Genomic DNA, 24,163 nt, shown 5'->3' with positions numbered 1-24,163 from the left:
TTATTGCCCCCTTCTTTTTCTAGCTGGTCTAGCTTTATCTTCAGATTCTTCATGTTGCTTTTCATTATGGAAACCTTTTTGCAACACTTCACCTTTAAATATCCATACTTTAACACCTATATTTCCATAAGTAGTAAGTGCTTCAGCAAAGCCATAATCTATCTTTGCTCTTAGTGTATGAAGTGGGATTCTGCCCTCCATATACCACTCTGTTCTAGCCATCTCTGCACCTGCTAATCTACCAGAGACTTTAACTTTAATTCCCTTAGCACCAGATTTTATAGCACCCTGCATAACTTTTTTCATAGCTCTTCTAAAAGCAACCCTTCTTTCAAGTTGAGTAGCTACACTCTCAGCAGCTAATTGTGCATTACTTTGTGGCTTTTTAACTTCTTTAATATTAATAAAAATATCTTTATTTACTATTTTCTTTAAAGAATCTTTTAGCTTTTCTACATCAGCACCCTTCTTGCCTATGATAATACCCGGTCTTGCAGCAACAACTGTTACTCTTATTTTCTTTGCTGTTCTTTCAATTAGAATATCACTAACACCAGCATAGTAAAGCTCTTTTTTTAGGAATTTTCTAATTTTGTGGTCTTCAGCTATATTTTGTGGTGCATCAGCAAATGAAGGAAACCATCTAGATTCCCAATTTCTATTGATTCCAAGTCTTAGACCTATTGGATTAACTTTTTGACCCATCGCTTATCCTTATTTCTTTTCTGTAACTTCAACTAAAATATGTGAAGTTGGTTTTCTAATTGGAGTAGCTCTACCTCTAGCTCTTGGAGTAAATCTTCTTAGCACAGGACCAGCATCCACTCTACAAGATGAGATAACCACATTTTCAGCCTCATAACCACCATTTGCAACTGCTGATGCAATAACTTTAGATATGATTCTTGCTGCTTTGTTTGGCATAAACTCTAACGAAGCTATTGCAAGTTCCGCATTCATTCCTTGCACTTCCCTAGCTATAAGTCTAGCTTTAGTAGGCGAGAGGCGAATATATCTTAATAATGCTTTACTCATATTATCCCCTTACTTACCTATTTTCTTTTGGACACTTCCCTTGTGTCCCTTAAAAGTTCTAGTTGGTGCAAATTCACCTAACTTGTAGCCAACATGGTTTTCTGTTACATACACAGGAACAAATGCTCTACCATTATGAACATTAAAAGTAATTCCAATCATATCAGGTATGATTGTGCTTCTTCTTGACCATGTTTTAATTGGTTTATTGTCTTTTGTTTCTTTAGCTTTGATAACTTTCTTCATCAAATGCTCATCTACAAAAGGACCTTTTTTAATTGATCTAGCCATTTGTATTCCTTATTTTTTTCTTCTTGAAATAATAAGCTTATCGCTTGCTTTCTTTCTTCTTGTTTTGTAACCTTTTGCTGGCATACCCCAAGGAGAAACAGGGTGCCCACTTGAACCAGTTTTACCTTCACCACCACCATGTGGGTGATCTACAGGGTTCATAGCAGAACCTCTAGTTTGAGGTCTTATACCTCTATGTCTATTTCTTCCTGCTTTACCAATAGAAATATTTGCAAAATCCTCATTACCAACAACACCGATTGTAGCCATACATTCACCCAAAATGTATCTCATCTCACCACTTGGCATTCTAAGTATTGAATACTTGCCTTCTCTACCCATTAGTTGTGCACTAGCACCTGCACTTCTAGCTAACTGACCACCATGACCCGGGTGTAATTCTATATTATGAACAACAGTTCCTATTGGAATATTCTTTAACTTCATAGCATAACCAAGTCTAATATCAAGCCCACCTTCAGCTGCAATAACCATATCACCAACACTAAGTCCGCTAGGCTGAATGATATATCTCTTCTCACCATCTTTGTAAGTAATAAGAGCGATTCTGCAGTTTCTATATGGATCGTATTCTATAGCACTTACCTTGCCTTCTATATTATACTTGTTTCTTTTGAAGTCTATAATTCTATATAGCTTCTTAGCACCACCCTCTTTGTGTCTGCTTGTAATTCTACCATTGTTATTTCTTCCAGCATGAACAGGAAGCTTTACTAATAATTTTCTAACACTTGGCTTAGCAGTTATGTTTTCTGAACTAAGGTTGCTCATAAACCTTCTGCTAGGCGTATATGGTTTATATGTTTTAATTGCCATCACTCACCCCTTACACTGCCAAAGATTCTATTTTAGCACCATCTGGAAGCTTCACATAGAATTTCTTAAAATCGCTTCTCTTGCCGATAACGCCACGGAATCTTTTCACTTTTCCACTTTGTCTTAAAGAGTTAATAGAAAGTGGAGTAACACCAAAATATTCTTTAAAAACCTCTTTTAGTTGTGTCTTGCTTAACTTTGGTGAAGTTTGGACCACTAAGACACTTTGCTCTTGAAGCTGAAGAGATTTTTCTGTATACATTATTGATTTAATGTCTGTAATACTTGCCATACTTAATCCTCTTTAGTAATAGATTCAAAAAGCGATTTTTCAATCACAACCGATCTAAATGTAGCAACCAAATACGCATTTAGCTCAGCACCATCAATCAAATAGCAATCTTTAATATTTCTAAATGACAAGAAAGTTTTTTCATCAAATAATGCTGATACAAATAATGTATTTTTTTGCTCTAATGATTTAAACATAGAGTAAGCATCTTTTGTTCTACCGCTTTCTATTTGAATCTTATCTACTACAAATAAAGTTCCGTTATTTGCTTTTTCTTGTAATGCATATTGCAATGCAAGTTTTTTTTGCTTTTTATTTACTTTTAGATTGTAGTTTCTATTGTTGCTAGGACCATGAGATACACCACCGCCAACGAACACGGGAGAAGTTATACTACCAGCTCTAGCTCTACCACCACCTTTTTGACTCCATGGCTTTTTACCACCACCGCTAACATTACCTCTAGTTTTAGCTAAAGCATTATTAGCTCTAATTGACGCTAAAAAAGATTTAACATATAGGTATAGGTTATGAGAGTTTATGCTTTTATAGCTCTCTGGTAAGTCAATCTCACCGCTTTTCTTTAAATTTTTATCTAAAATAATAGCTTTACTCATTTTACAACCTTTATCTTGCCAAATGCACCATTAAACCCCGGAACAGAACCTTTTAACACCAATACACCTTGCTCTTTATCAAAAGACACAATTTCATTTTGAACTGTTACTTTTTCATTTCCGTAATGTCCTGCCATTTTCTTACCCGGTTGAACACGACCCGGCCATTCACGATTACCTATAGAACCCGGCGCTCTGTGGAATCTACTACCATGTGCTCCAGGACCACCTTGGAAATTCCATCTTTTCATAACACCGCTAAATCCTCTACCTTTGGTATTAAAAGATACCTTAACTCTCTTGGCAGATTCTAACCCAGATAGATCCAAGTCTCCAGCTTCTGTGTTACTAACATCAATAGTCATAAATCTATTAAATTCTTTACTTAGACTATATTTCTTTTGTTGTCCCATGATAGATTTGTTTATAGTTTTACCTTGTTGATATGAAACTATAGCTCTATTATTTCCCAACACTTCGCAAACTTTAACTTGCTTTACCTTTAATAATGTAACTGGAATGCTAGGCTTAGCAATAGTTCTACTCATTCCAATTTTTTCTACTAAAAATTCCATCTATACCCCTTATTGACCCATTGAACGCACTTCTACATCCACTTCTGGTGCCATATCTAGCTTTGTTAGACTATCTACGGTTTCAGGTGTAGCAGAAACGATATCTATGATTCTAGTGTGAACACGAATTTCAAACTGCTCTCTTGAATCTTTATTGATGTGAGGAGATTTCAAAACTGTGTATCTTCTCTTTTTTGTAGGCAATGGAATAGGACCTCTTATTTCAGCTCCTGTTCTTTTAACAGCCTCTACAATAGACACGATAGAGCGGTCAAGCACCCTATGATCATAAGCTTTTAATTTTAATCTAATTTTTTCCATGAATTTTCCTTAAAAGAACTCATCAACAAAGTGATGTTAAAATCGTTTTGGAAGCTGAAATTATATACATATAACTATAATTTTGCAATACATTTTGACATTTTATTTCCTTTTTAAAAGGAAGAATATAAAATACGACAAACATAGAGGTGGTATTATGATTTTAGAAAAGTTATTCGAACAATATCCAAAAAATATATCAAAAATACATAGAAAAACAAACATAAAGCTACATGATAAAACCATATTATATGGGGCAAAAAACACAGGAAAAACTGACTTTATCCTAAATTACTTCAATAATTTTGAGCACAACAAAATGTATATAAATTTAAATAACCCAAAATTCAATCCACAAAAAGACATAGAAGAATTGGATAGTTTTTGCAATAAAATGGATATACAACTATTAATACTAGATTCATTTAATAATCAAATACAAAAAATACCAAACATAAATAAAACAATAATAATAAGCCAAACACCGCATAATATACATGATTTTACCAATATTGAAATGCCACCAATTACATTTAAAGAATATAGCAAAATACACAAATACAGCAGTGAAGAATCTCTAACAAACTATCTAAAATACGGCAATTTATTAGAAGGAGAATCTCTAAAGGAATATAAAAAAATAGAATTTTTACACACACTTGCAAATAACGAATCTAATTTTTGGATTTTGAAAAATCTAATCTTGCATTTAGGCTCTAAAGTATCAACTCACCAAATATATACAAAGCTAAAAAAAGAAGGAAAAATCAGTAAAGACAGATTTTATAGCTATACTAAATTCTTGCAAGATAGCAAAACTTTATTTTTATTAGAAAAGCTAGACCATAGTTCTGCAGCAAAAAAGTTATATTTCTATGACTTCACATTAAAAAACACTATAAGTTTTGATAGAAATTTCTCTGCACTTTTTGAAAATATGGTTTTTTTAGAGATTCTATATGAGTATCTAAATGGAGATATAAACACAATTTTTTATACTGATAAAATAGATTTTTACATACCAAAATACTCTCTAGGAATCGTATGTATGCCATTTATTCAAAACCATATACTAGAATCTAAGCTAAACAAAATAAGTAAAGAAAGAGAATTTTGTGAAAAATTCATAATAATAAGCCTAAATCAAAGTTTTATAGGAGAGAATCTAGGGACACCATATGAGGTAGTCCCATTTAATAAATTAAATACACATCATATAAGCCCGACATAATTACTGCTTCAAGCTTTAATATTAGCTTTTTTCTTAATATTTTTTAACCATATTTAAAATCTTAAATGGTAGTGAGAAATATTTTCCTTTTTTTCTTTTATTGTGTGCGTAAATACCAGCCTTACCTATCTCATATGAAATATTATAAAGATTATTTGGTATTTGTTTGTTTATAGTTTTGTTCAACATTATATATATACATGTAACAATAGGCACAATAATAGGTGAAAACACGAAAGAGATTCTAGTTAATTTATATAACATGAATCCTAAACTCACTTGAAAAACTTTATTTTCATCTGCTACTTGTCTTAATTTCTCTAATTCACTACAAAATATAGGTGTCTTACAAGCCATATCCCACCAATAATGCCCTAAAAAATTACCCTTCAAATCTACATAAATCTTTGAATCCACCCAAGGCTTATGGTGTGTATAAAAGTGCAAAATACATGGATTTGCCAAACTCTCACTTAGCTCTTCTTTTGTATATGCAATATTTGGCTTTTTGTGCTCTAGCGTATTTGCATTAATATACATATACACCAAAAGATTGTATCTTAAAGGAAGCTTTAGCGTCTTATGTAATAAAGAAGCATTTAAAATGCTTTGGTCATGTTCTTTTAGATTATAATTTTTAGCTATCATTAAAGATTCTTGCTCAATGCCCAACTTTCTCCAAGAATCCAAATCAACAAGTAACATACCAGAGTTAAAATATGTCTTAGCATAATCACCACATATACTAGGTAATTCATCATTCTTTGATACCAGCCTTCTATTATTATTTATATAATCATAAACAACCCCACACACAAGCCCTTTTTCTCTCATTACCTCCAAATATGAAAAAATCTCTCTAATATCACACAAACACAGCATATCAACATCTAAATACAATACACTAGGAATCCCTTCTAGCACACTACCTATTAGCAAACGATAGTAAGCTAGATAGTTTCCATTTAACTTTGGCACTTCATATCTAGCAAATACTTCATCGCTAATTATATGAATCTCCAAACTACAATGATATATTTTTGATAATTCCAAAATCATAGTTTCTAGTTTTTCTTTTATATTTTCACTTAATTTATCCATAAGAATATGAAAACAAAATGGCTTATCTACACGATTAGCAGAATAAACCATTGAAGTAATAAGCACTGATAGATATGGAATATAATTTTCATCACTATTAAATGCAATATGATAATTATCCAAGCATAATAACCTCAACAACTGAATCTTTTTTATATTCTTCTTCTCTTAACACAACAAGCCCTATCTTACATGAAGTAATCGGACAAAAATTGTTCAAAATAGCACTCAAAAAATCCTTCTTACCATCAAAATTAATGCAAAACTGACCATCTTTTTCCACTACATTACACACACGAAGCTCTAATCTTTTATCTTTCTTTGTTATATCAACTCCAAGCGGAACTCTAAGTACTAACCTTTGCATTGTACTTCCGCACATTTTAAGCAAAATCTCAACTACAAAAAGCTCAAAAGTAACCAAAGTTGCATTAGGAAATCCCGGAAGCCCAAAAAAATGCTTACCAAAGAATCTAGCATAAAGCACATGCTGACCGGGCTTGATTTTCACACCCTTAAAGATAACTTCTTCTTTTCTCTCATGTGCTATCTTGCTAATAAAGTCATAATCCCCAACACTAGCTCCACCTGTTGAGACAACTAAATCGCAACTCTTAAGTGCATCTTGCAAGGATTCTTCTATTAGCTCTTTATTGTCTTTTAGTATTGGATATAGCTTTGGGATTCCGCCATATTCCTTTACTTTTGCATATAGCAAATGCCCATTTGCATTGTAGATTCTATTCTCCAAACTACTTTGCTCTCCAAGCTCTAAAATCTCATCACCACTAACTAAAATACCAACTTTTGGCTTCTCATACACATTGACAAATACACAATTCAAACTTGCCAACAACCCAATATAATTTGCATTTAGACTAGTTCCCTTGCTTAGAAGCTTCTCACCTTTTTTGTAATTTGTCCCAATATCTCTTATAAATTCTCCAACTTCACTGCATTTTAGAATCTTTATCTTGTCTCCAATAACCTCTACATTTTCAATGGGGACTAAAATATCAGCTCCATGTGGCATAGCTGCACCAGTGAATGTCTTAATAGCAATTGGGGATTCTAGTGGAATAGTAGGAATTATATCCTTACCAGCAGGATTATCGTCTAATACTACAAACTCTGCATGGTTTTTAAATTTACTTGAAATAGCATATCCATCCATACTAGATAGTGGCACTTGTGGCATATTTATAGTTGCATAGATGTCATCTGCTAAGATTCTATTTAATGCATCATGCAAAAACACTCTCTCTCTACCTAGAATCTCAACTTTAGAATCTTCTAAAAGATTCAACGCCTCATCATACTCTATCTTTTCTCTCATAAAAGATGTCCCATTTTTTCTTTTTTTATCTCTAAATAATGACTATTATGTTTGTTGCACTGCACAATAATAGGCTCTCTTGTAACTTCTATCATATTAGAAAACACAGAAATCTTGCTTGGATTATTCGTAAGAAGCCTTATTTTTTTTAGTTTATAAAACTTAAAAATCTCTTCTACAACACTATAATCTCTCTCATCTTCTTTAAAACCAAGCTTCAAGTTTGCCTCAACCGTATCTAGTCCTTCATCTTGCAAAGCATATGCATTAATCTTATTAAACAAACCAATACCTCGACCCTCTTGTCTAAGGTAAATTACCATTCCATCATCTATTATCATCTTTAAAGCCATTTCAAGCTCGCCACCACAATCGCATTTCAAACTACCTAACACATCTCCAGTTAGACATTCTGAATGCACACGAACTAGTGGATTATCAGATAGATTCTTACTCTTTATCACCAAATGATCAACATAGCATGAATTTTCATTACATTTTTTTGTTTCTCTAAAACTTTGAATCTTAAAATCACCATATTTTGTTGGCAAATTTGCCTCATTAGATACTTGTATCATTATAAATCCTAAATTAATAAAGTGGCTGATAATAACATTTTTTTATTAATTTTGATAAAATTTACCAAAAATTAGGACATATAATGGATAAAAAAATAGTTGAAGTAACGACAAGGATACTTTCAAAAAACGATATTGAAGCCTCAAAACTTAGAGAATTTTATAAATCAAACGACATATTTACAATAAACCTAATGAGCTCACCTGGAAGTGGCAAAACAACTCTACTTGAATGCATAGCAGAAAACAAAATGCTAAACTTTAGCGTTGTAGAGGGAGATTTGCAAACAAATAGAGATGCTGATAGATTAAAGATATTTGGCATTAATGCACATCAAATAACAACAGGCGATGCATGTCATTTAGAAGCAAAAATGGTGCAAGAATCCATAGAGCAACTACAAAAAATAGAAAAAATACAAGAGTTTTTATTTATAGAAAATGTAGGAAATTTAGTCTGTCCTGCTAGTTATGACTTGGGGGCAAACATGAATATAGTGCTTCTATCCACTCCAGAAGGTGATGATAAGATTTTAAAATATCCAACTATGTTTTTATGTGCTGATGCTGTGCTAATTTCCAAATATGACCTAAAAGACTATTTTAACTTCAAAATAGAACAAGTAAAAAGCGATTTAGCAAAAATAAAAAAGGATATACCTTTATTTTTTATCTCAAAAGATAACAAAGATTCAATTAGAGAGTTTTGTAAATTTTTACAAGAACAAAAAGGAGAAAACTATGTGTCTAGCCATACCTTCTAAAGTAATATCAATAAACAAAGAAACAAACACCGCAACACTTGATACACTAGGCGTAAGTAGGGAAGCAAGTTTAGACTTAATGCAAGAAGAAGTTAATGTTGGTGATTTCGTGCTATTACACATAGGGTATGTAATGGGCAAGATAGATGAAAAAGAAGCAAAGCTATCACTAGAAATGTATGAAGAGATAATAAAATCAATACAAGAAGAAGAACAAGAACTAGATATAAAAGGTAGGTAGCGGAATCCCCACTAACCTATCATTTTACTAGGATCTACATATTTATTAAAATCTTCTTCGCTTATTAGCCCCAATTCTTTTGCACTTTCTTTAAGTGAGATTCCTTTTTTATGTGCATTTTTTGCTACTTTAGCTGCATTTTCATATCCTATATGAGGATTCAATGCTGTAACAAGCATTAATGAGTTATGAAGATTATGGTCTATTTTTTCTAAGTTTGGCTCAATACCCACTGCACAATGGATATTAAAAGAATGCATTGAATCTGCCAATAAATCTAAGCTTTGCAAGAAATTATAAATAATAACTGGCTTAAATACATTTAGCTCAAAATTACCCTGACTAGCTGCAAATCCAATGGCAGCATCATTCCCCATAACTTGCACTGCTACCATAGTAATAGCTTCACATTGTGTAGGATTAACCTTACCTGGCATAATTGAACTTCCTGGCTCATTTTCTGGAATTCTTATCTCTCCTAATCCACATCTAGGACCACTTGATAACCACCTAATATCATTTGCTATTTTCATTAAATTTGCTGCTAATGCTTTCATAGCACCATGGGTTGTTGTGATAGCATCATGACTTGTTAGTGCGTGAAATTTATTTGGGCTTGATACAAAGTTTATACCCAAAAGTCTAGTTAGCTCCTCACTTACTTTCTCGCTTAACTGCGGGTGTGCATTGAGCCCAGTTCCAACTGCAGTTCCACCTATTGCTAACTCTCTTAAAGTTGGTAAAGTAGCTAAAATCTGTACTTTTGAATGCTCAAGCATAGATAAGTAACCACTAAATTCTTGCCCCAAAGTAAGTGGTGTAGCATCTTGCAAGTGAGTTCTACCAATTTTAATTATGTTTTTAAATTCTTCTACTTTCTTTTTGAATGTCGCAATTAGCTCATCAATGGCAGGTATAAGTTTCTTTTCTACCTGCTCAACAGATACTATACTCATAGCTGTTGGGAATGTATCATTTGAGCTTTGACTCATATTTACATGATCATTTGGATGAACTAACTTTTCTTTTCTAAAATCACCGCCCATAATCTCTGTAGCACGATTTGCAATTACTTCATTTAGATTCATATTACTTTGCGTCCCTGAACCTGTCTGCCATATTGCAAGAGGGAAATTATCATCAAATTTACCAGCGATTATTTCATCACAAGCCTTAACTATAGCTTCTTTTTTATCATCAGGTAATTTTCCAAGACTATTATTTACAACTGCTAATGATCTTTTTAGATTTGCAAAAGCATATATTAAAGCTTTAGGCATTTTTTCAACGCCTATTTTGAAGTTTTCAAAGCTTCTCTCTGTCTGTGCCCCCCAATATTTATCGTTTGGAACTTTAATCTCTCCCATAGTGTCATGTTCAATTCTATACTCCATACCCTACTCCTTAATAAAGTTTATAAGGCATATTTAAACCAAAAAAACTATAAAGTTTGCTTATAGTTTCAAGAATAACTCAAGTGGATATTTTTTGCCAAGAGTTTTTAGATCCATATAAGCTCTTAGATTTATAAACTCGTTTTGCGCATGTGTGTTTAATCTTTCTTTTGCCTCATCAATCATTTCTAACTCTAATAACACATACATATAAGATAACTCTGCATTTTCATCTTTTGACGATAAAGATTCAAATATACCAACCCAAACTGGTGGTTCATATCTTTCTTTTAATTTATGTGCCAATGATACATAGTTATCTTTACTATAACCTACACTCATACAGATCTTGGCAATCTCTTCATTAGATAGATCAATTTTACCTGCTTTGCACAACTCCATTACAAAATCAGCTGTATTTTTATCAAACTTAACTTCATTTAAAAATCTCTTTGCGTCATTTGGCTCTGTCTCTAGAAGTTTTTTGAATGCCTCAAGCTTTATTTCATCTTTATATATTGATTTTTTTAAAACCTCAATTGCAAACTTGTTATCAATATGAATCTCATTTAATGTATTTTGTCTAATAAACGAAGAATCATTATTTGGATTAAATTTTTTTAGATTCACATACTCACCACGCTTCACATCACCAAGTAAAGCTATTAGCTCATCTAGTCTCTCATCACCACTCTTTAATGGAACACCATCTTTTATATCAAATGTTAAATTATGCAAAATTATAGATAGTGCTTTATAGCGGTTCATTTTTGGTTGCTTTAACGGAAATTCTTTGTTTAAAATTTGAGATTCAATTTGAGTTAATAATAATTTATAATCATTTTTATATGCTTGTCTCTTTTGCCATAGCCTAAAGCTACCACCTATCTCTAAAAAGACAACAACAATGAAAAACAAAAAAATAGGTATCACAAACCAAACTGCAATAGGAAGAGTTATTACACTATCCACAAACGGCACATTATAGCTATAACTATATCCACTTAGACTATATACATAAAGCCCAAGAATAATAATGAAAAATAACGAAGCACCAAAATAATATTTAAATTTCACTGCATATCCTTTTCTTTCTTTTCGATAATCTCTCTACACACTATACAATATTTTGCATGTGGTTTTGCTTTTAATCTCTGAAGCGATATTGGTTCATCGCACATTTCACAAATCCCATAATCACCATCATCTATCTTATCCAATGCTCTATCTATAAGTTCTAATTCTTTTTTGTGCTTTTCAAAAATAGAACTATCAAGCACATGTGCAATGCTCATTGCCACACAATCTGCTTCATCTCCTTTTTGTGTGTTTGCATACTCCATATCTAGCTTGTGTTGTTTATTGTTTTCCAATATCATTTGTCTATTGTTCATCAAAAGTTTCTTGAAGTTATCCAACTCCCTCTTACGCATTCCTCATCCTTTATTTATGATATGGGTGATTATTCAAAATACAAAATCCCCTATATATCTGCTCACTAAGTATTATTTTTGCTATTTTATGACTAAATGTTAAATCTGATAAAGATAAGTTTTCATCACATTTTTGTATAAAGTCATAGCTCAATCCATAAGCACCACCTATAAAAAATGAAATATCAGACTTGTCTTTTAGGTAATTTGCAAATTTAATTGAATCTACTTTTTTTCCATTTGGAGAGAGTGATATTTTATAGTCTTTTTCTCTGAAAACTTTTAAAAATTCCTTAGTGTAAATCTCCTGCGATTCGCTTTGATTCTGCCTTTGAGCTTCTTTTATGCCCTTTGACATTAAATTTACAAACCCTAACTTAACACCAAAATAATTAACCAATCCAATCTGTTCTTCGCACAAAGTATCACTTAAATCTTTTGTATTTTTAGCAATATAATAAACGCAAACTCTAACCACTAACTACACTTCAACTTTGAAATATTGCAATAACTTTGAAATAGTATTTTTCATATCCTTTCTTTGCACTATCATATCTATAAGACCATGTTCAAGCAAAAATTCAGCAGTTTGGAATCCATCCGGTAAATCAGCACCAATAGTTTGCTTGATAACTCTAGCACCTGCAAATCCTATCATAGCTCCCGGTTCTGCAATAATAACATCACCCAAAAACGCAAAAGAAGCACTAACTCCACCAAGAGTAGGATCCCCAAGAACAGATATAAAAGGCAATCTCTCCTCATGTAAAATATTTAACGCAGCTGATGTTTTTGCCATTTGCATTAAAGAATATGTAGATTCCTGCATTCTAGCTCCACCACTTGTGCTAAATATAACTAATCCCTGTCTTTTAGTAACAGCCCTATTTATGGCTCTAACAATTTTTTCCCCTTCTACTGACGCTAAAGAACCTCCCATAAAATTAAAGTTAAATATAACAATTTGTGCTCCAACACCATTTATGTTGCACTCACCACTAACCACAGAACTAGGTCTGCCTGATTTTTTGGCATATTCTTCTATTCTTTTTTTATAACTCTTTTTATCCACAAATCCTAGCGGATCTGTAGGAGCTAGATCCTTGTCATACTCTACAAAAGTCCCTTCATCACACAAAAGAGAGATTCTATCTTCTAAACTAATTTTCATATGGAAGTTACATTTTGGACATGTATAAATTTGAGCAATTATTTCTTTGTAATACATCAAAGCACTGCAACTAGGGCATTTAACCCAATGACTTGGTGCTTCTTGTGGTGTAGCTCTAGAATCTTTTTTGAAGTTTTTAAAAAAGTCGGCAAATCCCATTTTATTCCTTAAAACTGCAAATTTCAATAACTTGCAAATAGCATATATGATTTTATAGAATTACGAGTTAAATTACACTAAAACATAAAAGCAACATGGAAATTATAACTAGAGATTCAAGTTTTACTATTTTTAATGAAACATTCCAAGAATGCTACCACTCAACCAATGATGGAGCATATAATGAAACATTGTATAAGCATGTGATTCCAGCGTTTAATCACATAAAAAACAAACAACATATAAAAATTTTAGATATATGCTTTGGGCTTGGATACAATACCCTATGCTTTCTAAACCATGCACAAGAAAATCTATATCAAGGAACAATAGAAATACACTCGCCAGAGATAAACCTAATAGATAATTTATATACATACAAATATCCAAAAGCATTTGACCTAAATATCCTAAAGTCCCTATGCAAAACTCACTCCTATAAAGATAAAAAAACAAATGTATTTCTTCACATAGGAGATGCAAGAGATACCATAAGACGCTTTGTCCAAAATAATTTAAAATTTGACATAATTTTTCAAGACGCATTTAGCCCAATAAAAAATAAAAAACTTTGGAGTTATGAATACTTTAAGGACCTATATAAAATCACCAAAAAAGATTCAATAATTACAACATATTCTCTAAATTCCTCCATGCTATATAGTGCCTTTTTAGCTGGTTTTAAAAGCTACAAGCTTAAACATGACACAATAAAAGATTCGGTAATTATGTTAAAAAATACACTTAATGTAGATAATACTAAAGAAATTGATATAAATAATAAAATAAGAGTAAATAAAAGCTTAATTGGAATATATGATTAGAATCCACAAGGGATTCTAAGAAAGATTAGAAGTTGTATCTAGCCTCTAGTCTTAATCTATTTCTATCTTCATCTGGGTTATTGTTGCCATTTACATCCTTTGTATCTACTTCGGTAGTTAGCATAGCATAATAACCAGAGAATGTTAGATTCTTGCTATGTTTCCATCTAAATGTAGGAGTAATCTCTCTAAACTTAATTGTGTTTTCTACATTTGAAGCATTAAGTACTGGTGTATCAATTTTGTTCTCGCCAAATACACCTTCTAAACCAATTTTGAATCTATCCTCTAAAAAACCAAAGTTTAAAGCACCATAGAAAATATCTACATCAGCTGTTTTATTGTATCCATATTGTTTCATACCTGAAGCCGGTAATGCACTAAAACTAAAGCCAGTTGCAGCATTTTGATACCATATTTTACCAACACTTACATAAGCACCTTCATCTTCTAAAGATACCGCAGTTCCATCTTGGAAGTTTGTTATATAACCTAATTTTGCATCAAACGGTAATGAATAGTCAGCTCTTAAATCAGCACCAACCTCAGCAATTAATACATCGTTATCAGATGCTATATTAGGCACATTGACACCAGCTTCATTTTGAACAAATCCATATAAACCACCAAATACACTCTTATCATCATCAGCTAGCTGAGAAAATGCATATTGAAGCTTTGCGTTAAATAGGTTACCTTTCCATGATAATTCGCTGAAAATTAAGCTATCAACAGTATCATCAATGTGGAATCCCCAAACTTGAGCTCCTATGTTACCAAATGCAGTATCATTGTTATAAATAGCTGCTAGAGCATATAGCATTTTATCTACTGAAGTCTCATTTCCAGCAGCACCATTATGAACATCATTAATACTCCAAGAATCAAACACTGCAGCACCTAAAGTTAGATTGGGGATATCACTATTTAAAACCATGATACCAGTTCCCCTGTCATCATCTCTAGTATTTGTCACAGGAGTATTTAGCACTTGTTTACCAGCTATAATTGTAGTAGCAGTTGAATCAGGAGTGATAACAGCATAGAAGTTTCTAACACCAAACTCACTATCTTTACCAGCACCAAGTCCACTTCCTAAATATGGAATGGTAGTAGCATTACCATTGGTATCAGGAGCACCAGATATACCCTTACCATGATTTACATTTTGCGATTCGTTGTTGTATAAAATACCCAAATTAAAAGCAACATTATCCACAACAGGCGTTTTAAAATCAGCTACAGCCTTCCATCTATGTGTAGCATTGCCACCTTTAACACCTTCTACATTTTTTTGATTATCATATCTGTCATCATTATATCTATATCTTAGATAACCACTTACATCAACGCCCTTGATAGCCTCTTCTAAAGGTTGTGCAAAACTAGCAGTAGATAAAGCACCTAGTGCTAGGCTAGCAACTAAACTTAACTTTAAAAGTTTCATTTTAACTCCTTCATTTAATCTAAAAGATTATCCAAACATTATATTAACTTTCTACCTAAAAAGCAATAGAAGTTAAACAAATTTCTAATTATTTTGAACATCAACTAAACCTACAATATTTTCCCTGTTTTCAACCTCCATAATATCAACTTTATCCTCTTTTACAGCAACAAAAACTAAAGAAAATAATTTTTTCTTAGTATGCTCGGTATATACTTCATTTTCGTTGCTTGTTTCTCCACAAATTAGATAATGTTTATTACCCACTTGAATAAATTTTCTAAAATTCTTAAAATTTTTCAAATCTATATCTTCTAAACCATAAACCTCAAAGCTAAAATCACTATTCGTAGAAGCTATTATAGTCTTTGTATTATCAAATACTACACTAAATACTTCACTTTTGCTAGAGAATATTTGAGATTCTTTATGGAAGATACTGCATAACATATCTTGCAGCAATTCAGAATTAAATACATATGCAACACCACCTAGCAGTGCCTGCTTATCTTGTATCATACAATAAATAATAATTGTATTTTTATTTCCATACAGACTTGTAGATTCAAAATTAGACACTACAAAAGAACCAGAATGATGTCTTAGACTATCTAAGGCTACCTTTTCTCCGACATGGCTTGAATCATTATTAGAATTACCAATCACCTCACCATTCTTATCAAACAGCAACACATCATGATACAAACTATAACTATCCTTAAGTCTTGCTAATAGTGATTCTAGTTCATTAATAGTATTTGCCTGTATTTCATTCGTCTCATGCTTCTCTACTAGAGAGTTTCTAAATTCTATTGCATTTGTAATCCACATAGTAGACAACAAACTCTCTGCAAGCAATTCATTAACAGAGACAATAGAATACTTAGAATAATATCTAACTATATTAAATAGAGTTTCATAATTACTCTTTTGTATAGAAGTAGCAAGTTCCAAACAAAGTCCATTCATCTCTTCGCTTAGGATTCTTATATTATTCAAAATAGGATTAAGTGCGTAAGAATGTCTTTTTGATGCGATTATTTCACCGTTTATTACAACATCGCCAAGCTCTTCATTTATATTTTCGCTGTCAACTATGACTTCATCTAGCTCTTCTGTAATAAGTAGTGAAGTCTCCAAATCAAGCAAATAAGATTCTATTTCATTCTTTTCTTCTTTTTTTATATCAAATACAGACTGCAAAGGCACTATCCTGCACACACTCCAATGAGATACAAAGTCTATTTTGCTATCTATATTCTTGCTTGCTACCATATATACTTTAGATTTATACTCTGCAAAGGAGTAGTCTTTATTTACAATAAAATTAATAGAATGACCAACAGAAAATGACTTTGTAGAATCAGATAATAATATAGAATTTTTAGAATCTACCACTAAAAGCCTAGAATGTGCAAAGTGATAAGGAAACTGCTCTGATAATTCCTTAAATCTTGCTTCTAAATTCAAGACAAACACAATAACAACTAGTGGACTTTGTTCTCTTGCAATTCGTATTGGCGCCACAAAGTAAAATTCATTACTTCCATCTTGTTTGTAAAAATCTACCCTTTTGTAAAAGCACTCATAACTTTCTATTGAATCTGTATTAATAACATCAACACAACTAGTTTTTGGTGTTGCGTTGTATTTTAAGGATTGTATCAATCTACCATCGTTGCTATACAAAAGTATATCTTTATATCCACTAGCCGATGACATGAAGTTCTCCATGCATGATATTAGTTCTGTGGCAGTCTCAAACTCATTTGGCACTATGCGTGAAGAAATCTCAAAAACACGCCTACTACTAATAAATACAGATACATCTTCTAAAGATTTTTGAAAATAATCCCGTAGTACATCATTTGCAATTTGCATTGAAGTTTGTGCTTCTTCATATCTATTTAAAAAACTTTGATTCATTATAGTATTTATCAGCTTTTCTTGTAGATTCTCAAACTTCTCTTGTGTTTCTTCCATATAATCAAACAAATTTTCAGCAATATCTAAAGAACTTATTTTTCCAGTCAAAGTGGTCTTTCCAAGTAAGGTGTTCAAAGAAGAAAATTGTGATTGATATCTCTTTAAGATAGGCATATACCTGCTTAAAAGATTGATTGTTGATTGCTCCATAACTATCCTTAAAATACAAAGATAGCTCATTATATCATAAGACTTAAAATTATCCATAAAATGCAAAGCAATTAAAATTAAGAAAGAATGGTGCGGAAAAGAGGACTTGAACCTCCATGCCTTACGGCGCCAGATCCTAAGTCTGGTGCGTCTGCCAGTTTCGCCATTTCCGCTTTTAGTTACAGAAGTAAAATAAAGTCGTTATTTTACTTCATAATTCTTAATATAAAATTATTTTACGAATCAAAAACAAATTCTTTTAGATTTTTAAAATTTATTGTATTTTTTGGAAATTGCATACTTATGCAGTGTAAACTCCCATGTTGCCGTATCAAAATAGAGCAATCAATTGGTATTATCTTGTGATTTGGCAGAGCATTTTGCATTATACTTATGGCGTTTTCATCATTTTTATCATTATATATAGGCAACAAGAGAGCACCATTTATGAATAAAAAATTCGCATAAGTAGCGGGCAACCTATGATTGTTATAATATTTTGCAGAAGTAAAAGGAAGTTTTATTAAGTTAATCTTGTATGAGGAATCTTTTTTTATACACAACAATTCCTCTTCCATAGCTTTTAGAGATCCATAATGCTCGTCATCTTTATTGTCACATGAAATATATGCTATGGTATTTTTATTTATAAACCTAGCTAGAGTATCTATATGGCTATCAGTATCATCACCAGCTAAATATCCACTATTTAGCCAAATTATATCCTTTAAACCAAAATCTTTTTTTAGAATCTTTGCTAACTTCTTTTTGCTATAACTTGGATTTCTATTTTTCTCTAATAGACATTGTGTATTAGTAAGAACTATACCATCTCCATTGCTCTCTATACTTCCACCTTCTAAAATTATCTTTTTGGTTTTTATTTTGTGGTTAAAGATTCCAAATTTGCTTAATTTGCTTGTTATGTTATTGTCATAATTTGCTGGGAATTTTAACCCCCAACCATTAAATCCATAATCTAGAACTATATTTTTATCATCTTTGCAAATTGTAATCCCCCCAAAATCTCTAGTCCAAGTATCATTACTAGGAATCTCAATTAAATATAATCTATCTAACACATCAGTTTTTAACTTATGAATCTCAAAGTAATTATTAATATACTCCCTAGATTCATCTTTATTTTTTACAATTAAAATACAACTCTCACAACACAAAACCTCGTAAATAATCTTGCAATACACATCTCTTACCTCATCTAAATAAGCACTCCAATCAGAATCTTCATGAGGGAAGCTAAATAAAATACAATCTTGATATTCCCATTCAGCATAAAATCTTTTCATTAGTTACTCTTTTTTAAAAAATTGTCGATATTATTATAATAAATTTATTAACGGAGGAAGTTATGGCAATTACATCATTAAATAACAACAACACTTTTAATGCAAATACAAAAGACTTTAACACAGCAAATAGTTTCAATAGCAATAATACAGACAAAATAAAAGAGGTGGCCTCCAACTTAGACGCAAAGTCAATAATGAATGGCTATACTATGCAATTTGAAATCTCCATCACTCAAATTACTATAAATTTCGGAATCCAAAGTGGAATCGGAAACACAGCAAGTGGCAAACCAATGCCAACTTTAGATGATATTTTAAATGGTGTTGGACTAAGCGATATAGGTTATAATGGAAAACCTATTAATCAATTAACACAAAAAGAAGCACAAGAGCTAATAAGCGAAGATGGATTCTTTGGTGTGAAAAACACATCAAATAGGATTGCTGACTTTGTCCTAGCAGGTGCTGGAGATGATATAGAAAAGCTAAAACAAGGCAGAGAAGGCATACTAAAAGGCTATGAAATGGCAGAGAAGGCATGGGGAGGAGAGCTACCTGATATAAGCAAAGAGACGATACAAAAAGCATTAGAAAAAATAGACCAAAAAATCTCTTCACTAGGTGCTAATGTCCTAGAGCAAAATGCGTAATGATTCTAAGCATAGAGAGTAGTTGTGATGATAGCTCGATAGCTATCACACGCATAAAAGACAAAAAGCTAATATTCCACAAAAAAATATCCCAAGAATCTTCACATAAAGACTATGGCGGTGTAGTCCCTGAACTAGCAAGTAGATTACACGCAAAATTACTTCCACAGATTCTAAAAGAATGCAAAGAATTTTTAAATCAATTAAAGGCAATAGCAGTAACGACAGAACCCGGTCTTAGCGTAACTTTACTTGAAGGTGTGGTTATGGCTCAAAGCCTAGCTTATGCACTAAATTTGCCACTAATATCAGTAAATCACCTAAAAGGACATATATACTCTTTATTTTTAGAAAAAGATTCAATCTTTCCACTTGGAATCTTGCTTGTATCTGGCGGACATACCATGCTACTAGAATCAAAAGGACTAAATGAAACAAAAATAATTGCACAAAGCATTGATGATAGCTTTGGGGAAAGTTTTGACAAAGTTGCTAAAATGCTATCTTTAGGATATCCTGGAGGACCGATAGTTGAATTAAGAGCTAAAATGGGCAATGCAAATATCAGCCTCCCACAACCATTAAATAACAAAAATAATCTAGCATTTAGCTTCTCTGGGCTAAAAAATGCCGTAAGATTAGAAATAGAAAAAAATACAATCAATGATAATTTTATTAACGATATTTGTGCCTCATTTCAAAAAGTTGCAATTTCTCACATAGTGCAAAAGTGCAAAACCTTTTTTGAATTAAACAAACAATCAAATACATGGCAACACTTTGCTATCGTAGGTGGTGCTAGTGCAAATCTATCTTTAAGAGAACAAATTCAAAACCTAGCAGATTCATATAATAAGCAATTACTACTAGCACCTCTAAGCTTTTGTTCTGATAATGCTGCAATGATAGGTAGAGTGGCAGTTGAATCTTATCTTATAGGCGACTTTGTAGATATAAAAGACATAAAGATAACTCCAAAGATTCAAAGCTTTTAAAATTAATTTTTCTTTTAGCAAAATTATTTAAAAATTGAAACTTATCTATTTTTAAAAAAGGAAAAAATATGGTTACTTTTAAAGGAAATTCTGTAAATCTAAAAGGACAAAATATAGAAGTTGGAGCAAAAGCACCTAAAGTAGAGCTTGTAGCTGGTGATTTAAGCTTAAAATCAGTAGGTGGTGCTAGTGGAAAATACCAAATAATAAATGTAGTGCCTTCATTAGATACTGGGGTATGTGCTACACAAACAAGAAAATTCAATGAAAAAGCATCATCTCTAAACAATGCTGAAGTATTTGTAATCTCTCTTGACTTACCATTTGCACAAGGAAGATTCTGCTCTACTGAAGGGATTAGCAATGTAGTTGCACTAAGTGATTTTAGAAGCAAAGAATTTGGTGAGAAATATGGTGTAATTATTGATGGTTCTCCACTAGAAGGACTGCTAAGTAGAGCGGTATTTGTGGTAAATCCAAATGGAGAAATCGTGCATAAAGAAATAGTATCAGAAATCACAACAGAACCAAATTACGAAGCTGCTCTTGGTGCTATTAAATAATGTTTTTATACCTGCATGGATTTAGAAGTATAGGAATGTGCTATAAGGGGAGGATAATCTTCTCTAGCCTTCCTAATTCTATTTTGCCAGACTTGCCATATGTCCCAAAATTAGCCATAAACCTAGCAGAAAACATAATAAAAAACAACAATATAAAATGTATTATAGGTAGCTCATTAGGTGGATATTATGCTACATTTCTAGCAGAAAAATACAAAATAAAATCAGTCTTAATAAATCCTGTAATAAATGCCTACAAAACACTACTACCTGCTATTGGCACAATACCTATATCATATAACAAACAACACTTCTTTTGGAGCTTGGACTTGGTAGAGAGCTTAAAGGATTATAAAACAAATAACATAAACTATGAACTTTATTTACTACTCTTACAAAAGGGCGATAATATCCTAGACTACAAAGAAGCACAAGAGAGATTCAAAGATTCAAAAACAATAATTGAAGATGGTGGAAGCCATAGATTTGAAAACTTCCAATCAAAAATAGAAATTATTAGAAGCTTTGCAAACTCCTAAGATTCGACTTCTTTAAAAGTAATTATAAACTCACTTCCAATCCCAACTTCACTCTTTACATCTATTGTTGCATTGTGATATTTTAGTGCAGTATCAACTATCGATAGCCCAAGCCCACTACCTCCAAGCTTCTTACTCCTACCCTTATCAACACAGAAGAATCTCTCAAAGATTCTAGGTAGACTATCTTGTGGAATCCCTATTCCTGTATCTTTTATGGATAGTTTTATTGCGTCATTTTCTTTATGCAATGTAATTAGCACTTCTCCATTTGGTTTGTTATATCTTATTGCGTTATGACATATATTGAAAATACTATCTTCTATTAAATCTTCAACGCCAAAAATATGGCAATCACAAACATCAAGCTTAATTGTCACTAGGGCACCTTCTGCAATCAAGCTCAATCTCTCACTCACTCTCTCAACTATATTTTTTAAATTTATACGAATCTTCTTTAATCTATCTTCCTTCCCTTCATCAAAGAATGATATTTTAAGGATTTCATCAATCATGGACAAAAGTCGTCTAGATTCACAATAAATCCTATCTACAAAACTATCTAAATCCTCTTTTGCTACTAACTTATTTCTTATCATCTCACTACTTGCAAGAATCGAAGTAAGGGGAGTTTTTAGCTCATGTGTTACATTTGCACTAAATTCTCTTTGAAGTTTTTGGGCTATCTTTTTTTCTGTTATATTGCGTATTACAATCACCATTCCTTTAAACTTATTCTTTGAAATAATCGATGATAAGACTACTTCACATTCATAATGTGCAATTTTTAATTGCAAAATTTTATTTTCTTGTTGTTTGTTTTTTTTGAATTCCTCTAATGCTTCTAATGCTATTTTTAAAAATGTGCAATCAGATAACTGATATATACTAAGAGTAGATTCTATATCACTAAAATATAAAGATACACTTTTATTGACGCTTAGGATATTTCCATGTCTATTTAGCCATATAATGCCATCGCTCATATTTTCTATTAATAGCAATATTTCTTTTTGCTTTTGCTTTATTACTTTATTTTGAAATTTTATTTTTTTTACAAAACTATGCAATTCTTTATATGAGCTATCCTTGCTCAAACTATCAATATCGCATTCAATAATTGGCTTTAGAATTTTTCTTGTAAGGACTTTTGCAAGTAAGAGTGATAGAAACAAAAATGCAAAAAATTCAACAATAAAATATGGCATAAATCTTACTATGGAGCCAAAAAGATAATCGTGAGTATTTGATAGACGGATAATTAAATTATCATGCATTAGTGCATAATATAGGGTTTTTTCTTGTAATGTATCTGAATACCTAATGCTCTTAGCAACCCCATTTTTAAACGCTTCTTGCACCTCATGCCTTAATATATGATTGTCTAATTTAGATATATCTGCAAAGTTATCATACAAAACCTCGCCATCATTGTTAATAATAGTCAATCTATGATGACTTATATATTTTAACTCGCCATTTATGTATTTATTAGCAGAATCTTTTACTTGTTTAGCACTGGATTCTAACTTTAAAAACAACTCTCTTTCCAAAAAAGCTTCAAAAGAAAAAATCAAAAAAATATTAACAATAAGCAACAATAAAAAACATGCACTAAAAATAGAATAAAAAATTTTCTGTTGCATTATAGAACTTTTGAGAACTTATAGCCAACACCACGAATCGTTTTTATATGCTCACCAAATGAACCAAGCTTTTGACGGAGTGTCTTTATATGTATATCAACCGTTCTACTCTCACTATTATAATTATCCCACAATAACTCTAATAACTCATCTCTGCTAAATGCCCTCTCCATATTTTGCAAAAATAATCCAAGAATCTCAAACTCTTTTAGTGTTAGTTCTATTTTTTGGTTATCTATCTTTACGCTATGATTTATACTAGAGTAGCTTAAATTTTTAAAGACTATATCATCTTTTGTTGGTTTATTTTTAGCACTTCTTCTAAGCATAGCCCTAATTCTAGCTAGTAGCTCCATTACTCCAAAAGGCTTTGTAATATAATCATCAGCCCCCAAATCAAGTCCCTTGACCTTATCAAACTCGCTATTTAAAGCACTAAGTAATAGCACTGGGATATCTTTTGTTTTCTCACTTTTTTTAATATCCTCTAAAATCTTAAACCCACTTTGTTCTGGTAACATAATATCTAGTATTAACACATTTGGTATTTCGCTTTTTAGAGATTCTTTTAATGCTTTTGGTTCGCCAAATCCTTTGGCTTCTATGTTTTGAGATTTTAGTGCATATAATATAAGCTCTAAAATTGACTTATCATCTTCTAATATATAAATCACTAG

General features: G+C 31.8%; 29 protein-coding genes and 1 tRNA gene. 8 read left to right on the top strand and 22 right to left on the bottom strand.

From position 1 onward, the window contains the following. Genes rpsC through rpsJ form a run of 8 tightly spaced genes read right to left on the bottom strand, consistent with a single transcriptional unit; the run spans nt 1 to nt 3,968 of the window. Nucleotides 1-705: a 30S ribosomal protein S3 gene (gene rpsC / locus PF021_RS00750; protein ID WP_271020497.1), complete on the bottom strand. Its 705-nt coding sequence runs from the start codon at nt 703-705 to the stop codon at nt 1-3. Between the two features lie 9 nt (nt 706-714). After that, on the bottom strand, nt 715-1,035 hold the full coding sequence (rplV, locus tag PF021_RS00745) for a 50S ribosomal protein L22 (protein ID WP_271020496.1): 321 nt from the start codon (nt 1,033-1,035) through the stop codon (nt 715-717). Nucleotides 1,036-1,044: 9 nt separating this feature from the next. Further along, nucleotides 1,045-1,326, bottom strand: a complete 282-nt coding sequence (rpsS, locus tag PF021_RS00740) for a 30S ribosomal protein S19 (protein WP_271020495.1) — start codon at nt 1,324-1,326, stop codon at nt 1,045-1,047. Nucleotides 1,327-1,335: 9 nt separating this feature from the next. Then, nucleotides 1,336-2,163: a 50S ribosomal protein L2 gene (rplB, locus tag PF021_RS00735; RefSeq protein WP_271020494.1), complete on the bottom strand. Its 828-nt coding sequence runs from the start codon at nt 2,161-2,163 to the stop codon at nt 1,336-1,338. A gap of 10 nt (nt 2,164-2,173) precedes the next feature. Next, nucleotides 2,174-2,455, bottom strand: a complete 282-nt coding sequence (locus PF021_RS00730) for a 50S ribosomal protein L23 (RefSeq protein WP_271020493.1) — start codon at nt 2,453-2,455, stop codon at nt 2,174-2,176. Nucleotides 2,456-2,457: 2 nt separating this feature from the next. Next, nucleotides 2,458-3,072, bottom strand: a complete 615-nt coding sequence (rplD, locus tag PF021_RS00725) for a 50S ribosomal protein L4 (protein WP_271020492.1) — start codon at nt 3,070-3,072, stop codon at nt 2,458-2,460. Further along, nucleotides 3,069-3,647 (bottom strand): 50S ribosomal protein L3, encoded by a 579-nt coding sequence (gene rplC, locus PF021_RS00720; protein WP_271020491.1) that lies wholly within the window; start codon nt 3,645-3,647, stop codon nt 3,069-3,071. Before rplC ends, rplD begins: the two co-directional genes overlap by 4 nt. A gap of 9 nt (nt 3,648-3,656) precedes the next feature. Next, the gene (gene rpsJ / locus PF021_RS00715) at nt 3,657-3,968 is read right to left on the bottom strand and encodes a 30S ribosomal protein S10 (RefSeq protein ID WP_271020490.1); all 312 of its coding nucleotides are present in this window, start codon (nt 3,966-3,968) and stop codon (nt 3,657-3,659) included. 157 nt (nt 3,969-4,125) lie between these two features. On the opposite strand from rpsJ, the gene PF021_RS00710 reads away from it, so the two are divergent. Then, nucleotides 4,126-5,199, top strand: coding sequence for an ATP-binding protein (locus PF021_RS00710; protein ID WP_271020489.1), 1,074 nt, complete (start codon nt 4,126-4,128; stop codon nt 5,197-5,199). A gap of 33 nt (nt 5,200-5,232) precedes the next feature. On the opposite strand, the gene PF021_RS00705 is transcribed toward PF021_RS00710, so the two are convergent. From PF021_RS00705 to ribA, 3 genes are read right to left on the bottom strand one after another with little or no spacing between them, the layout of a single operon-like run. Next, nucleotides 5,233-6,423 (bottom strand): glycosyltransferase family 8 protein, encoded by a 1,191-nt coding sequence (locus PF021_RS00705; protein WP_271020488.1) that lies wholly within the window; start codon nt 6,421-6,423, stop codon nt 5,233-5,235. After that, nucleotides 6,416-7,636 carry a molybdopterin molybdotransferase MoeA gene (locus tag PF021_RS00700; protein WP_271020487.1) on the bottom strand — a complete coding sequence of 407 codons (1,221 nt, stop codon included), beginning with the start codon at nt 7,634-7,636 and terminating at the stop codon, nt 6,416-6,418. The genes PF021_RS00705 and PF021_RS00700 overlap by 8 nt, the downstream gene beginning before the upstream one ends. After that, nucleotides 7,633-8,214 carry a GTP cyclohydrolase II gene (ribA, locus tag PF021_RS00695; RefSeq protein ID WP_271020486.1) on the bottom strand — a complete coding sequence of 194 codons (582 nt, stop codon included), beginning with the start codon at nt 8,212-8,214 and terminating at the stop codon, nt 7,633-7,635. Before ribA ends, PF021_RS00700 begins: the two co-directional genes overlap by 4 nt. 83 nt (nt 8,215-8,297) lie before the next feature. Here ribA and hypB point away from each other — a divergent pair, with 83 nt between their 5' ends. Further along, nucleotides 8,298-8,978 carry a hydrogenase nickel incorporation protein HypB gene (hypB, locus tag PF021_RS00690; protein ID WP_271020485.1) on the top strand — a complete coding sequence of 227 codons (681 nt, stop codon included), beginning with the start codon at nt 8,298-8,300 and terminating at the stop codon, nt 8,976-8,978. After that, nucleotides 8,956-9,219 (top strand): HypC/HybG/HupF family hydrogenase formation chaperone, encoded by a 264-nt coding sequence (locus PF021_RS00685; RefSeq protein ID WP_271020484.1) that lies wholly within the window; start codon nt 8,956-8,958, stop codon nt 9,217-9,219. Before hypB ends, PF021_RS00685 begins: the two co-directional genes overlap by 23 nt. 11 nt (nt 9,220-9,230) lie before the next feature. On the opposite strand, the gene fumC is transcribed toward PF021_RS00685, so the two are convergent. From fumC to accD, 5 genes are read right to left on the bottom strand one after another with little or no spacing between them, the layout of a single operon-like run. Then, on the bottom strand, nt 9,231-10,613 hold the full coding sequence (fumC, locus tag PF021_RS00680; protein ID WP_271020483.1) for a class II fumarate hydratase: 1,383 nt from the start codon (nt 10,611-10,613) through the stop codon (nt 9,231-9,233). A 60-nt stretch (nt 10,614-10,673) separates the two neighbouring features. Then, on the bottom strand, nt 10,674-11,690 hold the full coding sequence (locus PF021_RS00675; RefSeq protein ID WP_271020482.1) for a hypothetical protein: 1,017 nt from the start codon (nt 11,688-11,690) through the stop codon (nt 10,674-10,676). Further along, on the bottom strand, nt 11,687-12,046 hold the full coding sequence (gene dksA, locus PF021_RS00670; protein ID WP_271020481.1) for an RNA polymerase-binding protein DksA: 360 nt from the start codon (nt 12,044-12,046) through the stop codon (nt 11,687-11,689). The genes PF021_RS00675 and dksA overlap by 4 nt, the downstream gene beginning before the upstream one ends. A gap of 10 nt (nt 12,047-12,056) precedes the next feature. Then, a complete protein-coding gene (locus tag PF021_RS00665) occupies nt 12,057-12,524 on the bottom strand; it encodes a 23S rRNA (pseudouridine(1915)-N(3))-methyltransferase RlmH (protein ID WP_271020480.1) in 468 nt (155 codons plus the stop codon). Nucleotides 12,525-12,527: 3 nt separating this feature from the next. After that, nucleotides 12,528-13,376 (bottom strand): acetyl-CoA carboxylase, carboxyltransferase subunit beta, encoded by an 849-nt coding sequence (gene accD / locus PF021_RS00660; RefSeq protein WP_271020479.1) that lies wholly within the window; start codon nt 13,374-13,376, stop codon nt 12,528-12,530. Nucleotides 13,377-13,471: 95 nt separating this feature from the next. On the opposite strand from accD, the gene PF021_RS00655 reads away from it, so the two are divergent. Then, nucleotides 13,472-14,200: a tRNA (5-methylaminomethyl-2-thiouridine)(34)-methyltransferase MnmD gene (locus PF021_RS00655; protein ID WP_271020478.1), complete on the top strand. Its 729-nt coding sequence runs from the start codon at nt 13,472-13,474 to the stop codon at nt 14,198-14,200. 25 nt (nt 14,201-14,225) lie between these two features. On the opposite strand, the gene PF021_RS00650 is transcribed toward PF021_RS00655, so the two are convergent. The 4 genes from PF021_RS00650 to PF021_RS00635 all read right to left on the bottom strand — a co-directional run bounded on the left by PF021_RS00650 (nt 14,226) and on the right by PF021_RS00635 (nt 19,090). Then, a complete protein-coding gene (locus tag PF021_RS00650) occupies nt 14,226-15,647 on the bottom strand; it encodes a major outer membrane protein (protein WP_271020477.1) in 1,422 nt (473 codons plus the stop codon). Nucleotides 15,648-15,731: 84 nt separating this feature from the next. Next, nucleotides 15,732-17,783, bottom strand: coding sequence for a hypothetical protein (locus tag PF021_RS00645; RefSeq protein ID WP_271020476.1), 2,052 nt, complete (start codon nt 17,781-17,783; stop codon nt 15,732-15,734). A gap of 88 nt (nt 17,784-17,871) precedes the next feature. Next, nucleotides 17,872-17,956, bottom strand: a tRNA-Leu gene (locus PF021_RS00640). A gap of 63 nt (nt 17,957-18,019) precedes the next feature. After that, on the bottom strand, nt 18,020-19,090 hold the full coding sequence (locus PF021_RS00635; protein WP_271020475.1) for an agmatine deiminase family protein: 1,071 nt from the start codon (nt 19,088-19,090) through the stop codon (nt 18,020-18,022). A 62-nt stretch (nt 19,091-19,152) separates the two neighbouring features. On the opposite strand from PF021_RS00635, the gene PF021_RS00630 reads away from it, so the two are divergent. The 4 genes from PF021_RS00630 to PF021_RS00615 all read left to right on the top strand — a co-directional run bounded on the left by PF021_RS00630 (nt 19,153) and on the right by PF021_RS00615 (nt 21,840). Further along, nucleotides 19,153-19,743, top strand: a complete 591-nt coding sequence (locus PF021_RS00630; protein ID WP_271020474.1) for a hydrogenase-4 component G — start codon at nt 19,153-19,155, stop codon at nt 19,741-19,743. Beyond that, nucleotides 19,743-20,738 carry a tRNA (adenosine(37)-N6)-threonylcarbamoyltransferase complex transferase subunit TsaD gene (gene tsaD / locus PF021_RS00625; RefSeq protein WP_271020473.1) on the top strand — a complete coding sequence of 332 codons (996 nt, stop codon included), beginning with the start codon at nt 19,743-19,745 and terminating at the stop codon, nt 20,736-20,738. Before PF021_RS00630 ends, tsaD begins: the two co-directional genes overlap by 1 nt. A 68-nt stretch (nt 20,739-20,806) precedes the next feature. Further along, nucleotides 20,807-21,301: a thiol peroxidase gene (tpx, locus tag PF021_RS00620; protein WP_271020472.1), complete on the top strand. Its 495-nt coding sequence runs from the start codon at nt 20,807-20,809 to the stop codon at nt 21,299-21,301. Beyond that, the gene (locus PF021_RS00615) at nt 21,301-21,840 is read left to right on the top strand and encodes a YqiA/YcfP family alpha/beta fold hydrolase (protein WP_271020471.1); all 540 of its coding nucleotides are present in this window, start codon (nt 21,301-21,303) and stop codon (nt 21,838-21,840) included. The genes tpx and PF021_RS00615 overlap by 1 nt, the downstream gene beginning before the upstream one ends. On the opposite strand, the gene PF021_RS00610 is transcribed toward PF021_RS00615, so the two are convergent. Then, nucleotides 21,837-23,486: an ATP-binding protein gene (locus PF021_RS00610; protein ID WP_271020470.1), complete on the bottom strand. Its 1,650-nt coding sequence runs from the start codon at nt 23,484-23,486 to the stop codon at nt 21,837-21,839. The genes PF021_RS00615 and PF021_RS00610 overlap by 4 nt on opposite strands. Further along, nucleotides 23,486-24,160 carry a response regulator transcription factor gene (locus tag PF021_RS00605; RefSeq protein ID WP_271020469.1) on the bottom strand — a complete coding sequence of 225 codons (675 nt, stop codon included), beginning with the start codon at nt 24,158-24,160 and terminating at the stop codon, nt 23,486-23,488. The genes PF021_RS00610 and PF021_RS00605 overlap by 1 nt, the downstream gene beginning before the upstream one ends. Between the last annotated feature and the right edge of the window lie 3 nt (nt 24,161-24,163).

The sequence above is a fragment of the Helicobacter ibis genome (genome assembly GCF_027859255.1).
GTDB lineage: Bacteria > Campylobacterota > Campylobacteria > Campylobacterales > Helicobacteraceae > Helicobacter_D > Helicobacter_D ibis.
The sequence above is the reverse complement of the archived record's forward strand: the minus strand, read 5'-3'. Positions and strand labels throughout refer to the sequence as shown.

Coding starts and splice junctions, on each gene's coding strand:
- rpsC (WP_271020497.1), bottom strand. CDS start 705: ATGGGTCAAAAAGTTAATCCAATAGGTCTAAGACTTGGAATCAATAGA.
- rplV (WP_271020496.1), bottom strand. CDS start 1,035: ATGAGTAAAGCATTATTAAGATATATTCGCCTCTCGCCTACTAAAGCT.
- rpsS (WP_271020495.1), bottom strand. CDS start 1,326: ATGGCTAGATCAATTAAAAAAGGTCCTTTTGTAGATGAGCATTTGATG.
- rplB (WP_271020494.1), bottom strand. CDS start 2,163: ATGGCAATTAAAACATATAAACCATATACGCCTAGCAGAAGGTTTATG.
- PF021_RS00730 (WP_271020493.1), bottom strand. CDS start 2,455: ATGGCAAGTATTACAGACATTAAATCAATAATGTATACAGAAAAATCT.
- rplD (WP_271020492.1), bottom strand. CDS start 3,072: ATGAGTAAAGCTATTATTTTAGATAAAAATTTAAAGAAAAGCGGTGAG.
- rplC (WP_271020491.1), bottom strand. CDS start 3,647: ATGGAATTTTTAGTAGAAAAAATTGGAATGAGTAGAACTATTGCTAAG.
- rpsJ (WP_271020490.1), bottom strand. CDS start 3,968: ATGGAAAAAATTAGATTAAAATTAAAAGCTTATGATCATAGGGTGCTT.
- PF021_RS00710 (WP_271020489.1), top strand. CDS start 4,126: ATGATTTTAGAAAAGTTATTCGAACAATATCCAAAAAATATATCAAAA.
- PF021_RS00700 (WP_271020487.1), bottom strand. CDS start 7,636: ATGAGAGAAAAGATAGAGTATGATGAGGCGTTGAATCTTTTAGAAGAT.
- ribA (WP_271020486.1), bottom strand. CDS start 8,214: ATGATACAAGTATCTAATGAGGCAAATTTGCCAACAAAATATGGTGAT.
- hypB (WP_271020485.1), top strand. CDS start 8,298: ATGGATAAAAAAATAGTTGAAGTAACGACAAGGATACTTTCAAAAAAC.
- PF021_RS00685 (WP_271020484.1), top strand. CDS start 8,956: ATGTGTCTAGCCATACCTTCTAAAGTAATATCAATAAACAAAGAAACA.
- fumC (WP_271020483.1), bottom strand. CDS start 10,613: ATGGAGTATAGAATTGAACATGACACTATGGGAGAGATTAAAGTTCCA.
- dksA (WP_271020481.1), bottom strand. CDS start 12,046: ATGCGTAAGAGGGAGTTGGATAACTTCAAGAAACTTTTGATGAACAAT.
- accD (WP_271020479.1), bottom strand. CDS start 13,376: ATGGGATTTGCCGACTTTTTTAAAAACTTCAAAAAAGATTCTAGAGCT.
- PF021_RS00655 (WP_271020478.1), top strand. CDS start 13,472: ATGGAAATTATAACTAGAGATTCAAGTTTTACTATTTTTAATGAAACA.
- PF021_RS00650 (WP_271020477.1), bottom strand. CDS start 15,647: ATGAAACTTTTAAAGTTAAGTTTAGTTGCTAGCCTAGCACTAGGTGCT.
- PF021_RS00645 (WP_271020476.1), bottom strand. CDS start 17,783: ATGGAGCAATCAACAATCAATCTTTTAAGCAGGTATATGCCTATCTTA.
- PF021_RS00635 (WP_271020475.1), bottom strand. CDS start 19,090: ATGAAAAGATTTTATGCTGAATGGGAATATCAAGATTGTATTTTATTT.
- PF021_RS00630 (WP_271020474.1), top strand. CDS start 19,153: ATGGCAATTACATCATTAAATAACAACAACACTTTTAATGCAAATACA.
- tsaD (WP_271020473.1), top strand. CDS start 19,743: ATGATTCTAAGCATAGAGAGTAGTTGTGATGATAGCTCGATAGCTATC.
- tpx (WP_271020472.1), top strand. CDS start 20,807: ATGGTTACTTTTAAAGGAAATTCTGTAAATCTAAAAGGACAAAATATA.
- PF021_RS00615 (WP_271020471.1), top strand. CDS start 21,301: ATGTTTTTATACCTGCATGGATTTAGAAGTATAGGAATGTGCTATAAG.
- PF021_RS00610 (WP_271020470.1), bottom strand. CDS start 23,486: ATGCAACAGAAAATTTTTTATTCTATTTTTAGTGCATGTTTTTTATTG.